Below are 15261 nucleotides of genomic sequence, written 5' to 3' on the forward strand. Positions count from 1 at the left end.
CGAATTTTTAAGACAGAAATCTAGGAAGATTAATCACAGCACGTTGTAGTGATGAAAGGCTGATCTTGTTGTTTTACGCTTGTCTCACTCTCGTCATTTCCGATCACCTTTAAAATATCTAAAGCCCAGACAGGTAAATCAGGATTTAAGCTGTAATAGACCCACTGGCCTTTTCTTTCATCCAGTAATACGCCATGAGTTCTTAATAAGGCCAAGTGCCGAGAAATTTTCGGTTGGCTCAACTCAAGCTGTTCAGTTAGCTCACAGACACAAATATTTTGTTTATTTAGAACTAATTTAAGAATGTTTAACCGAGTTTGGTCAGATAGACATTTAAAGAAATCGACTTGGTTGATCATATCTTCAACAGAATATATTCGTTATTGCAAATATACGGATATCCATATATAAATGCAATATCTTAATTCGACCCTGAATTTACCATGACTGAGCTAGTGAAGATTTACCATAACCCTGCTTGCGGAACCTCGCGCAATACCTTGGCGCTTATTCGTCATGCTGGGATTGAACCCATTGTTATTGAATATTTACAGACACCTCCTAGTAAAGATGAGCTTACTCAACTCATTTCACAAGCTGGATTAACTGTTCGTGATGCAATTCGTAAAAATGTTGATTCATATAAAGATTTAGATTTGGAACAAGCCCGCTGGACAGATGAACAGTTAATTGATTTTATGGTTCAGTACCCAATTTTAATTAATCGCCCATTTGTGGTGACTTCAAAAGGTACACGACTTTGCCGCCCTTCTGAGGTTGTATTGGATATTTTAGATTCAAAAAATTTAGGCTATTTTGCAAAAGAAGATGGTGAAGTAATCATTGACGAACAAGGCCGCCGTATAAAGTAATTGAAGATACTTATTAATATAAAAAGCTAAATGGCATGGAACCATTTAGCTTTTTGAATGAAACAGGTTAAAAATAAGACTTAATGAAAGGAAGAAGTTGCTCTCCTATCACCATGCCCAATAAACCGACTAATGCAACAAGAGGTGGAGCTGGTGACTTAACATTTAAAACATAATATAAGACACCAACAAGTAACCCTACAGCCAAAGATAACAAGTACATTTTCATCGTACATACCTTAGAGAATCAAGCCATTTAATCAGCAGATTCCCATACTGTTTTATTTAAAATGCGAAACACGAGCACCCTAGTGCGCCCCAGAAAGATTTTTTGTCCTTATCATTTACAGGAACATCAAGCATCCAAGCGTGGCTGTGTCCATGCATGCCACAGCTGCTAGCACATTCACACAATGCACTTTGTGACTGTAATGATTGATTCGAGGGCGCATTACGATTTTCAGATAAACGCCACTGACCACCAAAGCGTTTTACCGGCGACCATGTTGGAGATGCTGGCGGCAACGGCGGATCGTCTTGCTTAAACTCAGCCCCTGCATATACCACTTTTCCACCTAAAACAGTGAGTACAGACTCAATCCACTGGATATCTTCTGTTTCAACTTTGAAGTAGTCATCAGACAACACGACCAAGTCAGCAAGTTCCCCTGTTGTGAGTGAACCTTTGACATCTTTTTCACCTGAGAACCAAGCCGAACCTTTAGTCCAGAGTTTAAGTGCAGTTTGACGGTCTAATAGATTTTTTTCATCATAGAGTGGCAAACCACCGACTGTTTTACCCGTACTTAGCCAGTATAAACATACCCAAGGGTTATAGGATGCAACTCGAGTCGCATCTGTCCCCGCACCCACAGGAACACCAAGCTCTAACATTTTCTTAACTGGTGGCGTTGCCTGAGCAGCCTCGGCACCATAGCGTTTTACGAAAATCTCACCTTGATATGCCATACGGTGCTGAATGGCGATACCACCACCCAACGCACCAATACGTTCAATATTACGCTCAGATACGGTTTCGGCGTGATCAATAATAAATCGAGTTGCGAATGGCTGTTTTGAATTGACACGCTCAAATACATTGAGCAAACGATTAATGCTTTCATCGTAAGTTGCATGAATACGGAATGGCCATTTCTTTTCAGCCAAGTGTTCTACGATGGCTTCGAGTTCACCTTCCATTTTTTCTGGTAAATCTGGACGTGGTTCATAGAAATCTTCAAAGTCACCCGCCGACCACGTCAGGTTCTCACCAGCTCCATTCATTCTAAATAATTCATCACCATCGCCCGGAAATGTCATTTCTGTCCAGCGGCGATAATCATCAAGCTCTTGGCCTGCCTTCTGAGCAAATAGGTTATAAGCAATTCGAACTGTCATTTGATTTTGATCGTGTAATTGCTTAATCACATCATAATCTTCAGGGTAGTTTTGACCACCACCACCTGCATCAATTGCCGAAGTAATGCCTAATCGATTTAGTTCGCGCATGAAATGACGAGTTGAATTGACTTGATCTTCAACTGGCAATTTTGGTGCTTTCCCTAAGGTTGAATACAAAATCATAGCGGATGGAGTTGCGAGCAACAGACCTGTTGGTTGACCCTTTGCATCTCGTACAATTTTGCCTCCGGGTGGATCTGGAGTGTCTTTATTAAAGCCTAATACATCAAGCGCTGCCCGGTTCAACAAAGCACTGGCATATAAATGTAAAACAAAGACAGGAGTATCTGGCGCAGCTTTATTAATTTCTTCTAAAGTTGGTAACCGCTTTTCGGCAAACTGGAACTCAGTCCAACCACCAACCACACGTACCCATTGTGGAGCTGGCGTATTATCTGCTTGTTCTTTAAGTAATCGTAGAGCATCAGCAACGGATGGCACACCTTCCCAGCGCAATTCCATATTGTAATTTAGGCCACCACGAATAATATGCAGATGACTGTCATTTAGACCCGGTATAACGCGACGACCATTTAAGTCTACGACTTTGCTTGTAGGAGTTGCGAGCTTCATAACCTCATCATTTGTACCCGTACGTACGACTTTACCATCTGCAATCGCAATTGCTTGTACTTCGGGATTCTGAGGATCTAGTGTTGTGATTTTACCGTTTATGAGTATGAGGTTTATTTCGGTCATTCTGAACTCCATTCTTGTGAATTATCGTTCTAAAAAATAAAGGCATGTCTGTATTAATATCACTTAAATATTGAATACTAGACATGCCTTTACCTAAATCAGTACTGTTTTATTTTGCAGGAACTGGTGCAAGTACTTCGTGTTTTGAAGTTGTACGTTCAGGTGCCTTATGTACCATCGTATAAGCATAATCCACACCCATACCATAAGCACCAGAATGCTCGCGTACAATTGCCATAACTGCATCATAGGTATCACGGTGTGCCCAATCACGTTGCCATTCAAGTAATACTTGTTGCCAAGTTACTGGAATAACACCTGCTTGAATCATGCGCTGCATAGAATAATCGTGAGCTTCTTTCGATGTACCACCTGACGCATCGGCAACCATATAAATTTCATAATCACCTTCAAGCATAGCGCCAAAAGCAAAAGTGTTATTGCACACTTCAGTCCATAAGCCTGACACAATCACTTTTTTACGATTATTTTTTGCAAGAGAATCACGTACTTTTTGGTCATCCCATGAGTTCATAGAAGTACGTTCTAGTAATGGAGCATCTGGAAATACATCTAAAAGTTCTGGATAGGTATGACCAGAGAAGCTTTCAGTTTCAACCGTAGTAATGGTGACAGGAATATTGAATGTTTTAGCTGCTTTTGCTAACCCTACAGTATTATTCTTTAATACTTGGCGATCTATTGACTGTACCCCAAAAGCCATTTGTGGCTGATGATCAATAAAAATAACCTGACAATTCGTTGGTGATAATTGTTCTAAAAGTGATTTATTCATGAATAACTCCGTTATTACTGATAAGTTTTGTGTTTAAGTAAAAAATCTAATGTTTATTATCAAAACAGATAAAAATGTAAAAAAATAGACAGTAAATCAGCTCGAATCTGTATGCTGTACGAATACAATAAAATCAATGATTGCTTTTTAATTTTTATAGTTTAATCATTGATATATATTTTTTTAACTTTTGCTTAACCATGGATCGATTAGACTGTATTTCCACTTTTGTAAGTGTCGTAGAACATGGGAATTTTAGTAGCGCAGCCAGAGCACTCGATATCTCTCGTGATTTAGTGGCCAAACGTGTTTGCTACCTCGAAAATGACCTAAAAACTACACTGTTAACCCGAACCACAAGACAGATGAACCTCACCTCTTGTGGAGAAAAGTTTTATCAGCATAGCAAAGTCATCTTAAGTGAGTTTGAATGGGCTGCCTACGAAATTAGCTATAACCAGCAGTACCCAGAAGGCGAACTCAAGCTCAATACACCAATGTCTTTTAGCAATATTTTTCTTCAAAATATCATTTCAGACTTTATTGAGAAATATCCCAGCATCAAAATTGATTTATTCATGACTGATCAACTACTAGACATGAATAATAATAAATTTGATTTAACCATTCGCGTAGATGGCTCTCCTCCAAACTTAGCAAATAGTAAAATATTAAATACCTATCAGCGCTATCTATATGCGACACCTGAGTATTTCAATCAGCATGGATTACCAGACTCATTAGAAGAACTTAAAGAACATAAGTTTCTGATTTATTATCAAGACAGTCGACATAAGAAATTGATTTTCCAAAAAGATCAAAAAGAAGTGTCCTTTAATTGCTTCCCAGTGATGACCTGTAATAATGGTGAATTATTATTAGATATGTGTTTGAAAGACCACGGCATTGTTTTTCTTCCAGAGTTTATTGCAGAGCCTTACTACAAAGAAAGTAAATTACAGAAATGTTTGGAGGACTACACCAGTCAGCCGCTTCACCTATATGTCACATGGCCAAATCGTAAGATTTTATCGAAGAAGGTAAAATTATTTATTGATTTTTTAACGCGTCAAATCGTTCCTATAAAATAACCAATCTGGGCCTTTTCCAGAAGAATTGGCCCATTATTTTTTAGTTAGTTTAAATGGTTTCAATCTTCTTATTTTTAAATAAATTTAATAAATTTTGCTCTGCTGTTGCTGTGCTGTCTTCTTCAATAAATGTCGTCGCGTAGTGTTCTAAATGTTCTTCCATCAATTGAGTTGCTCGTTTTTCATCGCCTTGTTCAATGGCATCTAAAATTGCACGGTGTTCATCTGCCGAACAATTATTATGTTTGGGAATTTCATATAACCCAATTAATAACGAAGTCCTTGCAATAAGCGTCTGCAAATAACTGGTCATAATTGTATTTTGATTTGCTTCAATCAGCTTTAAATGAAATTGTCCTGATAGCTTAATCCACTCGGCCCAATTCCCAGCTAAACGCTCATGCGACTCTTGATCGACTAAGCCTCGAAGCTCACTAAAATCTAGCTTATGTGACTTTTGAGCTAGCTTTTTTACAGTGGCGATTTCAAGCATGCTGCGTGCTTCAAAGACCTCTTTTGTTTCATGAGCACTATGTTTTGCGATGAGTGCTCCACGATTGGGCTGAATTTCGATGACCTTATCATGTGCAAGTTTGACAAAAACACGTCTTAACACTCCTCGCGTTACACCAAATGCTTCACACAAAGGTGCTTCAACTAAACGTGCGCCAGGGGCAAGTTGTCGATTTAAAATAGCATCTACAATAGCGTTATATATATGGTCATCAATTTCATCATTACTCATTTCTACGGCTTTTTTTGGTGCATTCGATGGCATTGATTTCTCCATTTTTATTGATGCCCCCCTTTTTTAGAACTTTATCTATTTTGAATAGTGTAAGTTTAACTTAAGCGTTTTGGAATATTGCTCTCATTCCCAAACCACTTATGTTGAGCTAAACAATCCAATATTAGACATCTAAATATCCACTTATACACCTAAATTTACTTACTTTTTATAAAAAATTAAGCACTTCTCATTTTCTAAATTTGTCTCTTCATATCCAAAATCCATACCAGTTTTAATGACTCATAAACGCTACTTCCTAAATTTGGCATAACTTTTGCTCAATTAAAATTGTGCACAATTTAAATATCACATTGTACACAATTTTAATTTCATTCTTTTAGACAGAAAAACAATGCTGCTGAAAGTGCCTCCATCTTAAGGAAGTGAGTGTTCAAGATGAATAATACCGAAGCAATAATTAAACCTTCTTATGATGCAAAACTGACAAATCAAGATTTAGCTCCTTTAAAAAAGCAAACATGGGGCGCTTATAATATTTTTGCTTTCTGGATGTCTGATGTTCATAGTGTCGGCGGTTATGTCATGGCTGGAAGCCTTTTTGCACTCGGGCTCAATAGCTGGCAGGTACTTTTATCTTTACTCATCGGCATTGCCATAGTTCAGTTTTTTACAAACCTGATTGCCAAGTCTAGCCAACAAACGGGTACGCCCTATCCTGTGATTTGCCGCGCAACCTTCGGTGTGCTTGGTGCAAATATTCCTGCTGTTATTCGTGGGCTTATTGCAGTCGCATGGTATGGCATTCAAACCTATTTAGCCTCAAGTGCTTTCTTATTGGTAATTTTAAAGTTCTTTCCAGAATGGTCGGTGTATGCCGATGTTTCAACTTATGGCTTTCTTGGGCTTTCCTATCTAGGTTGGGTTGGCTTCATGCTGCTTTGGCTACTGCAAGCGATTGTTTTTTGGTCTGGCATGGACAGCATTCGTAAGTTTATTGACTGGGCGGGTCCGGCTGTCTACGTTGTGATGTTTGCGATGGCAGTCTGGCTCATCTGGAAAGCTGGCTGGCAGAATATTGATTTAAACTTGAGCGGTGTTCAATACGACGGTTTTGCGGTTGTACCAGTCATGATTGGTGCTATTGCGCTTGTTGTCTCATATTTTTCAGGGCCTATGCTGAATTTTGGTGATTTCTCTCGTTATGGCAAAAGCTTTAACGCGATTAAAATGGGTAACTTTCTTGGGCTACCGATTAACTTCTTAGGCTTTTCTTTACTTACTGTGGTGTGTATTGCGGCAACGCTTCCAGTGTACGGCAAGCTCATTACAGACCCTGTCGAGATGGTTGGAAAACTTGATAGTACCTTTGTGGTGATTTTAGGCAGTTTAACCTTAATGATTGCCACCATTGGAATTAATATTGTCGCAAATTTTGTATCACCTGCCTTTGATTTTTCTAATGTTTCACCGAGCAAAATTAGCTGGCGCATGGGTGGAATGATTGCAGCAGTTGGTTCGATTTTCATTACCCCATGGAATTTATTTAATAACCCTCAAGTGATCCATTACACCATTGATATTTTAGGTGCATTTATTGGCCCACTTTTTGGTGTATTGCTAGCCGATTTTTACCTCGTTAAAAAACAGAAAATCGTGGTAGATGATTTATATACCTTAGATACTAAAGGTTTGTATTGGTACAAAAATGGTTATAACCACTCTGCCTTTTATGCCTTAATTCCAGCTTCATTAATTCCTATTCTATGTGTGCTGTTACCACAACTCTCTGCACTTGCTAATTTCACATGGTTTATTGGGATGGGATTCGGTTTTGTCATTTATCGATTTCTTAACCAACCGCTTGCCCATGCTAAATCAGCAATGACGAAGGTAAAAGTACAATGAAAATTAAAATTATTAACCCTAATACCACCCAAAGCATGACAGACAAAATTGCTGCATCAGCAAAGATAGTCGCAAATTCTGATACTCAAATTATTGCAGTGAGTCCTCAAATGGGCCCTGCAACAATTGAAAGTTATTATGATGAAGCCCTAAGTGCAGTAGGTGTGCTAGAGGAAATTCACCAAGGTGAACTTGTAGGTATAGATGCTTATGTTATTGCATGTTTTGGTGACCCTGCGCTTTATGCTGCCCGTGAAATCACTTCAGCACCTGTAATTGGGATTGCCGAAGCAGCTATGCGAACTGCAAGTTATGTAAGTACTGGGTTTAGTGTAGTCACAACCTTACAACGCACAGTGAATATGAGTTGGCATCTGGCTCATCGCTATGGGGCTACGCCATTTTGCAAAAATGTTCGAGCTTGTGACATTGCAGTTGAAGAGTTGGAGCTTCCTGACTCAGATGCTTATCGAACCATACGAGATGAGTGCAAAAAAGCGCTCGCAGAAGATAAAAGCGATACGATTGTTTTGGGCTGTGCAGGTATGAGTGATTTATGTCTAAAGCTACAAAACGAGTTGGGAGTAATTGTTATTGACGGCGTTGCAGCAGCCGTTAAACAAGCTGAAATGTTAGTCCAGTTAAATTTAAAAACCAGCAAAGTTGGTGATTGGGCCTCACCTCCTGTAAAGAGTTACACAGGCATATTGTCAGGATTTGGAGCACATTAGAAATAAATTACTGTTTCAATTCCAACTCAAAACGCTGCGTTGGAATTGAAACGGCTGAAAACAAAAGAATTAAACTTCAGCTAACTCTGGCTGTTGTTCATTTTTATAAAATGGCACATCACCGTTAATGGTTGCACGGTGCATGATGCGATGAGCATCGCCATAATCAAATAATGCTTTATGTTGCGTACAACGGTTATCCCAAATCGCGATATCACCATCTTGCCACTTCCAACGCAAATGAAATTGCTCTTGGGTCGCATGTTCAAACAAGAAATCAAGTAATTGCTCACTTTCTTGTTCAGGTAACTCATTAATGCGAGTGGTAAAGCCCTCACTTACAAACAGCAAAGGCTCACCTGTAACTGGATGGGTACGCACCACTGGGTGAACCACTGGAGGGTTCCGCTTAAATGTTTGCAAAAGCTTTTCACGTTCTTCTTCGTTATGAGCAAAACGTTCAAGTGGAAAAGACTTCCGAATATCGTGTGTTGCAGTTAAACCACGTAATTTTTGCTGTAACTCTAGCGGAAGCCCTTTAAAAGCTGCTGTATTACTCGACCATAACGTGTCACCGCCCACAGGTGGAATTTTAATGGCTTGCAACACACAACCTAAAGGTGGATTTTTACTAAAAGTCACATCTGTGTGCCAAAGTTCATTGTCACGCAAGTCTTGTTTCCAACTGTCGAGCACCATCACTTCAGGTACATCTTCAATTGAAGGATAAATCGGGTGCACATGTAAGCTACCAAAACTGCGTGCCAAGTCTGCTTGTGCTTGCGGCGCTAATTGTTGCTTTCGAAAAAAAATGACCTGATGATCAAGCAAAGCCTGCTGGATTTGTTGCGTTGTCTGTTCATTTAACGCATTCAAATCAATATCGTGAATAATTGCGCCAATGGTAGGCTTGATCACTTCAATATTTAAGTTTGCTACTTCTGTATTCATCTTCTTTACTACAACTGCTGACCATACCAAGGAGAAAACTGTTTTTGTAACCAACGTAAAAACAGCTCAAAACTAACTGCGACAATGGCAATCACAATAATGCCCAGAATTACCGTATCGGTAATTAAGAACTGTGCTGCCGATTGCACCATAAAACCAATACCGCGGTCCGCTGCAACCAACTCTGCTGCAACTAATGTTGACCAACCCACCCCAAGACCAATACGAATACCGGTAATAATATGAGGCAAAGCCGTTGGTAAAATGACATGCCAAAAGACTTGTGACTGACTTGCCCCTAATGACAATGCCGCACGTTCACGATTTAGCTGATGGCTTAACACACCATGCGCACTACTAATAATGACAGGCGCCAAAATCGAGAAGAAAATCAAAAGTACTTTTGTGGTTTCACCAATACCGAACCAAATAACAAGTAACGGCAAATACGCTAACGGCGGAATTGGACGTAATAATTCAACCAAAGGATCTAGAACAGCACGAACCCATTTGTTCAGCCCCATCCACAAACCCAGCGGAACACCAATCACCACGGCAGCAATCAAAGCCAAAAACACACGAGAGATACTAGCGGCCAAGTGTTGCCACAAAGTAGCCTTCATAAAGCCTTCTTGGCTGACCGATATAAATTTTTGCCAGACTGCCTGTGGGCTCGGTAAAAACAGTTCAGGTACGATATGCAAAGCAGTAATGAGAAACCAGAGTGCGACCACACTTCCCACACTAATTATGCTAACTGCCAAAGTGCGATGCTTCTCAAAAAATGACGATAGAAATGAAGCATTTTCTGTTTGCACATCTGGCTTAAGTTTTAGCCCTGCTTTGTCATATTCATAGACGTTATCTTTAGTACTCATGTGGTTAACGCCTCCTTACCGCTTTGTTTTTGTGCCCTTAAACTTTCAAACAGCTGCTCTCTGAGCTGAATAAATTGTGGGTCCGATTTAATTGAGCGAATAGACTCGCCCTGACGATATCGATTAGCAAAATCGAGATGTAGAGTTTCTACAATTTTGCCTGGATGCGCTGTCATCAGGACTAACTGATTGCTGAGCAATAATGCTTCTTCAATGTCATGAGTAATTAAAAAGAAGCTTTTATTTTGTTGAATCCATAAATCGAGCACTAACTGCTGCATGTTTTCACGTGTAAAAGCATCTAATGCGGCAAAAGGTTCATCTAATAAAATAAACGGCGCGTGACTAATCAAAGCTCTGGCAATACCAACTCGTTGTTTCATACCACCGGAAAGTTCCCAAATATTGGCTTTTTCAACGTGACTTAAACCTACAATTTTTAAAATTGCGTCCACTTGTGCTTCGATATCTACGCGTTTTAAACCTTTTAACTGCAAAGCGAAGCCAACATTATCTGCAACATTCAACCAAGGAAGGAGTGCATGATCCTGAAACACGACAGCGCGGGTTACATCTGGTCCATTTACTACTTCATGATTTACAAGCACATCACCTGAACTCGGCTTTTGAAACCCTGCCAAGATATTAAGCAAAGTTGTTTTGCCACAACCTGATTCGCCCAAAATCACGGTTAAAGAACCTTCTTCAATGGTTAGGTTAATGTCTTGTAAAACTGGCTTTTGCTGTTTAGGAAAAGTCAGATGAATATGTTTGGCTTCTAGTACACTCATGACAACTCCTTAAGGCTGCAAAAATGAAGAATTCACATTGCCTTTATAATCGGCTTTCAGTTGATCGACCTTGCCCTGACCTTTTAAGAACTTCGCTGTATCAAAAATATTTTGCGCAAATTCACCATCTAAAGTTTGTTTTTGCTGAGCGTGGTCTAGGTAAATATTTCCACTTAATAAAAGCGGGATATCTTTTGGATCAGAACCTGTGAGCTGCGCAATTTTTTGCACGTTATCAGTATCTTTAACGTAAGCGGCTGGGTCTTGATTGTATTTTTCAAGCTGCTCAAGCGTAGTTTTAACAAAAGCTTTTAAGAAATCAGGATTTTTCTCTGCAAAGTCTTTACGTACAACCCATAAGTCATAAGTTGGAGCACCCCACTCACCCACTTGTTTTGAGTCAGTTAAAACCGTACCAGATGCTTTAGCTTTACTTAAAGCAGGTTCCCACACATAGGCAGCATCAATATCACCACGTTCCCAAGCCGCTGAAATTTCAGGTGGACGCAAGTTAATAATTTTTACTTTGTCTTCTGGAATATTCCAATGTTTAAGTGCCGACAAAAGGCTGTAATGCGTGGTTGATACAAACGGTACAGCAATGGTTTTGCCAATTAAATCTTGAGGAGTTTTAATGCCTGATTTATTACTTACCACGAGTGCTTCAGACGCACCAAGTTTTGATGTAATTAAGAATACTTCAATCGGTAAATCACGGCTTGCCGCAGCAGCAAGTGGACTTGAGCCAATATTGCCAAGTACGACATCGCCTGAAGCAAGTGCATTTACAACATCTGAACCCGCATCAAATTTTTTCCATTGAATGTTACGTTGGCTATGTTTTTCATATTCCCCATTGGCCTGCGCAACTTTGCTTGGGTCAACCCCAGTTTGATAGGCAATCACGACAGGTTTGTTGTCACGAACTGAAGCACTTGTATTATTGTCTTTCTTATTTTGCCATACGATAAATGCAACAATTGCGACGATCACAATTGCCGTGACAATCAGCGGTTTGGTCTTCGTGCTCATAATTTCATGATCTTTCAATAATATAAGCCTATGGTATGCAGCCGGCTTTATAATGAAAAATAAAAAAATATGAGTTGCTTATCTAATTTTTATAAATAACTTTTCTTCATAAGTTTTTATCTTTTGGTAAAAAGAAAATTTTAAGTAATCTTATAGAATAGATACAAAATTAAAATACTTATATATCAATAATTAAAAACGTTATTCCCAAATCATATGATTGGAAAAGCCTGACATAAGCTCTCTAGTATTTTATCCTACTCACCTTTAATCATTTTTTCTTTTGGTCTATCGCATTAGATGTTTTACGTCTAATCAATTTTCGCCATTTTTTATAAAGATCAGATTTTATTATCTTTTTATCTTAAAACCTCTGCAAATATTGAGATTTAGACAAATCTTTTTCTGGTTTATACATGACGCAAGTTTAATTTTTTATTTTTAAGAGGAGAAAATATATTTTGTTTAAACATCCCCAAAATTTAAAAAAAATATTCATCGCTACGACTTTGACTACCTTTAGTCTTTCAAGCCATGCAGCGCTTACCTTTGGTAATGCTGAAGAAGGCCAACTTAAAGTGAGTGGTACTGTTCGGGCTAAATATGTTTATGATTTTGACTCTGAACCTTCTACAAGTAAATTTTCTTTTAATGACGCCGTATTATGGCTGGACTACAACTCCCCGAAATGGATTGGCCGCTTAGATTATCGGGTTTATGAATATTACGGGCGTTTAGGTGATGCAAATTGGCTCACCGATGCATGGTTGGGTTATAAAATTAATGACAATAGTAAAATTATTGCTGGCTTAAACCCACTTCCTTTTGGCTTGGGCCGCTTTTGGGGAAATACTTATTATTTAGGCATTGCCAATAGTGCTGGCTGGGAAGATGTACACAACCTTGGCGTGAAATATGATTTCAATGATGGAATCAATGAAGCACAATTTGCCTTTTATCCTACTGATGGTGGAACTTATAGAGGTAAAAGCAAAGACTCAAGTCGATTTAGTATCAACCCTGTCAATGCAGATGACTCTGTACCGCAAGGTACCAATACCAAAGAAAAGAACTCGATTGTTGTTCGTGGTGCTCACACCTTTAAAAATGTCTTAGGACAAGAAAATTTCTCTACCCAACTGGGTGCTTCTGCATGGTATTCCACCATTGAAAACAAACGCTCAGGGCAAGATGGCGATCGCCAAGTCTATTCGGTTTTTAGCAATACCAATTATAATCAATGGAATTTACAGCTTTTGGCTGGTTATCAAGACATTGATAATGCCGACACTGAATATAAAGATCATCTGACTTTGGGCGGTTTCGATTATTCATTTAATTCGGCAACCAAAGGTCAGATTTATTCAGCCGAACTCAGCTATTTGTTCCCTCAGCAGTTTGGCCCCATTACCTCTGTTCGTCCTTACCTAAACTATAGTTCTTATCGAAAAGAACAAGACGGGTTTAAAGACTCCACCCGTTTTATTCCCGGCATTGCCTTTAACTATCAAAAATTGACAGTACAAGCCGAGTTACTAATGGGTAAACATGATCCATATTTAGGAGACAGTGAAGGCCTTGCGGCTGGTGGAAGCAATGATAAATGGAACAAAAAAGCGTTTGTGATTTTTGCTTATTACTTCTAATTCTAAAAATAAAGGCCAGCAGATGTTGGCCTTTATTTTATTTAGAGATTTATTTTTACTCTAGTCGATTACAGGTGAATTATTGAGAGGAAGTTCTGGACCAGATTCATCGATGACATCGACATCTTGAGCGGTAGGCTCAAACTTGATGAGTAGTCCAATCACAATTAAAGGAATAAACGCAAAGATAGAAATAATCAGGTAAACATCGGTTTTATATCCCGCCATCCAGATCGGTAAAACAAACAAAGCAATTGCTTGAGCAACACCAGTTACTGCACGGTTAAAGCCAACCCCAACGCCACGAATCGAAGCTGGATAAGCCATGGTTGGATAAACCATCATTTGTGCCCCTGGCCCAAAGCCTTCGGCAAAAAGCCATAAACCGAGCATGCCAATTGCGGTGTAGAGTAAAAAGCTATTACCGGGTTCACCAATTAATGCTAAGGCAATGAGAGCTATAAACTGGAGTAAAAAGCCTGTAAGCAACACATGACGAGATTTAAATCTACTCGCAACAAATACGCCTAACAGCCCACCCGTAAATGCAAATAGTAGATTGAGTCCGAGCGTTGTAGTAATCGTCGTCAAGACATCAGTATGAAAGAAACGCGTTAAAATAGAAGGTAGAAAGAAAGCAATGGTGGTGTACTGAAATGCCACCGAAATGTGAATCACAATTGCCACAATCGTTCTTGGCAAATAGGTTTTATTAAATAAAACTGCAAAACCCTCGCGCTTTTTCTTTTCAGCAGTTCTTTCTACTTTTTCAACTGTAGCGACTGCATGAATCGCATAGGACTCTTGTAGAACTTTAGCCGCACCTTTTAAATCGCCTTGGTTTGCAAGCCAAATGGGTGATTCAGTTAAATATTTACCGCGAATAAAAATAATGAGTAACGCAGGCACTGCTCCAAAAATTAAAGATGCTCGCCATAACCAGTTGCTATGCTCAGGGGGTAAAAGAAAATAAAGCGCCAGAACTAAACCAAAACATACCGAAGAAGCGGCATACCACATTGGGCACCATGCGGCTAAACGTGCTGCTTTGTTGCTACTACCGTTAAATTTGGAAAACTCAGATAAGTATGACATTGCCACAGGCAGATCAATCCCCACACTAATTCCCATAATAAATCGGGCTAAAATCAAAACCCATACATTCGGTGCAAAACCTGCGACAATTGCCGCAATGACAAAGAGTACCATGTCCGCCATAAAGACTCGATAACGGCCAATTTTATCTGTCAGCCAACCACCAATCAGGTTACCAACAATAGTTCCGCAGACAATTGCTGAAGCCACTACACCAGTCATCACAGGGCTTAAAGAAAACTCTGAGATGACTTGCTCAATACCAAAGGACAGTGTTGTTAAATCATAGGCATCAATAAACACCCCAATCAATGCCAACCAAATAACTTTATTCGATTTACCCTTCCCTGCAAATTTTGAAATTAATTGTGAAACATCATCGGGAGATTTAATTTCATAACGATGGTTATGATCGAGTTCTTGTGTGCTCACTTAATAATTCCTAAACTTTAATAACAGGAACAAAATAATGATTATTCACACAATACAAAAACAAATTAATCTGATGTTTTAATCTAAATTATAGAATTATCTTTTCATTATTAACTCAGCAGTAAAACCG

At 39.1% G+C, this 15261-nt stretch carries 15 protein-coding genes; 5 read left to right on the plus strand and 10 right to left on the minus strand.

All coding sequences use genetic code 11. The features are described from left to right. Window positions 1–29: 29 nt before the first annotated feature. Window positions 30–359, minus strand: a complete 330-nt coding sequence (locus AC056_RS15190; protein ID WP_077164074.1) for an ArsR/SmtB family transcription factor — start codon at window positions 357–359, stop codon at window positions 30–32. An 84-nt stretch (window positions 360–443) separates the two neighbouring features. Between AC056_RS15190 and arsC the strand changes: the two genes are divergently transcribed. Beyond that, a complete protein-coding gene (arsC, locus tag AC056_RS15195) occupies window positions 444–872 on the plus strand; it encodes an arsenate reductase (glutaredoxin) (protein ID WP_077164075.1) in 429 nt (142 codons plus the stop codon). Between the two features lie 67 nt (window positions 873–939). On the opposite strand, the gene AC056_RS15200 is transcribed toward arsC, so the two are convergent. From AC056_RS15200 to AC056_RS15210, 3 genes are all read right to left on the minus strand, one after another. Continuing rightward, window positions 940–1101, minus strand: coding sequence for a DUF1427 family protein (locus AC056_RS15200; RefSeq protein ID WP_000784879.1), 162 nt, complete (start codon window positions 1099–1101; stop codon window positions 940–942). Window positions 1102–1157: 56 nt separating this feature from the next. Further along, window positions 1158–3032 (minus strand): amidohydrolase, encoded by a 1875-nt coding sequence (locus AC056_RS15205; protein ID WP_077164076.1) that lies wholly within the window; start codon window positions 3030–3032, stop codon window positions 1158–1160. Window positions 3033–3141: 109 nt separating this feature from the next. Continuing rightward, window positions 3142–3828 carry a hydrolase gene (locus tag AC056_RS15210; RefSeq protein ID WP_019458906.1) on the minus strand — a complete coding sequence of 229 codons (687 nt, stop codon included), beginning with the start codon at window positions 3826–3828 and terminating at the stop codon, window positions 3142–3144. 200 nt (window positions 3829–4028) lie between these two features. Between AC056_RS15210 and AC056_RS15215 the strand changes: the two genes are divergently transcribed. Continuing rightward, window positions 4029–4919 (plus strand): LysR family transcriptional regulator, encoded by an 891-nt coding sequence (locus tag AC056_RS15215; RefSeq protein WP_077164077.1) that lies wholly within the window; start codon window positions 4029–4031, stop codon window positions 4917–4919. Between the two features lie 49 nt (window positions 4920–4968). Here the strand turns inward: AC056_RS15215 and AC056_RS15220 are convergent, their stop codons facing one another. Beyond that, window positions 4969–5709 (minus strand): GntR family transcriptional regulator, encoded by a 741-nt coding sequence (locus tag AC056_RS15220; RefSeq protein WP_077164078.1) that lies wholly within the window; start codon window positions 5707–5709, stop codon window positions 4969–4971. A gap of 396 nt (window positions 5710–6105) precedes the next feature. Here AC056_RS15220 and AC056_RS15225 point away from each other — a divergent pair, with 396 nt between their 5' ends. Both AC056_RS15225 and AC056_RS15230 read left to right on the plus strand, forming a co-directional pair. After that, window positions 6106–7575 (plus strand): NCS1 family nucleobase:cation symporter-1, encoded by a 1470-nt coding sequence (locus AC056_RS15225; RefSeq protein ID WP_077164079.1) that lies wholly within the window; start codon window positions 6106–6108, stop codon window positions 7573–7575. Next, window positions 7572–8306 (plus strand): aspartate/glutamate racemase family protein, encoded by a 735-nt coding sequence (locus AC056_RS15230; protein WP_077164080.1) that lies wholly within the window; start codon window positions 7572–7574, stop codon window positions 8304–8306. Before AC056_RS15225 ends, AC056_RS15230 begins: the two co-directional genes overlap by 4 nt. Before the next feature lie 69 nt (window positions 8307–8375). Here AC056_RS15230 and tauD read toward each other — a convergent pair whose 3' ends face one another. Genes tauD through tauA form a run of 4 tightly spaced genes read right to left on the minus strand, consistent with a single transcriptional unit; the run spans window position 8376 to window position 11976 of the window. Beyond that, complete coding sequence (gene tauD / locus AC056_RS15235; RefSeq protein WP_077164081.1) at window positions 8376–9257, minus strand: taurine dioxygenase; 882 nt, start codon at window positions 9255–9257, stop codon at window positions 8376–8378. 8 nt (window positions 9258–9265) lie between these two features. Then, window positions 9266–10135 (minus strand): taurine ABC transporter permease TauC, encoded by an 870-nt coding sequence (tauC, locus tag AC056_RS15240; RefSeq protein WP_022574940.1) that lies wholly within the window; start codon window positions 10133–10135, stop codon window positions 9266–9268. Beyond that, window positions 10132–10926 carry a taurine ABC transporter ATP-binding protein gene (locus tag AC056_RS15245; protein WP_077164082.1) on the minus strand — a complete coding sequence of 265 codons (795 nt, stop codon included), beginning with the start codon at window positions 10924–10926 and terminating at the stop codon, window positions 10132–10134. The genes tauC and AC056_RS15245 overlap by 4 nt, the downstream gene beginning before the upstream one ends. Window positions 10927–10935: 9 nt before the next feature. Continuing rightward, window positions 10936–11976, minus strand: coding sequence for a taurine ABC transporter substrate-binding protein (tauA, locus tag AC056_RS15250; RefSeq protein WP_077164083.1), 1041 nt, complete (start codon window positions 11974–11976; stop codon window positions 10936–10938). Window positions 11977–12419: 443 nt separating this feature from the next. Between tauA and AC056_RS15255 the strand changes: the two genes are divergently transcribed. Beyond that, on the plus strand, window positions 12420–13604 hold the full coding sequence (locus AC056_RS15255; RefSeq protein WP_077164084.1) for a hypothetical protein: 1185 nt from the start codon (window positions 12420–12422) through the stop codon (window positions 13602–13604). Between the two features lie 60 nt (window positions 13605–13664). Here the strand turns inward: AC056_RS15255 and AC056_RS15260 are convergent, their stop codons facing one another. Beyond that, entirely contained in the window at window positions 13665–15131 is a 1467-nt protein-coding gene (locus AC056_RS15260) for an MFS transporter (protein ID WP_077164085.1), read from the minus strand. Between the last annotated feature and the right edge of the window lie 130 nt (window positions 15132–15261).

Source organism: Acinetobacter genomosp. 33YU (genome assembly GCF_001990725.1).
GTDB classification, from domain to species: domain Bacteria; phylum Pseudomonadota; class Gammaproteobacteria; order Pseudomonadales; family Moraxellaceae; genus Acinetobacter; species Acinetobacter seifertii.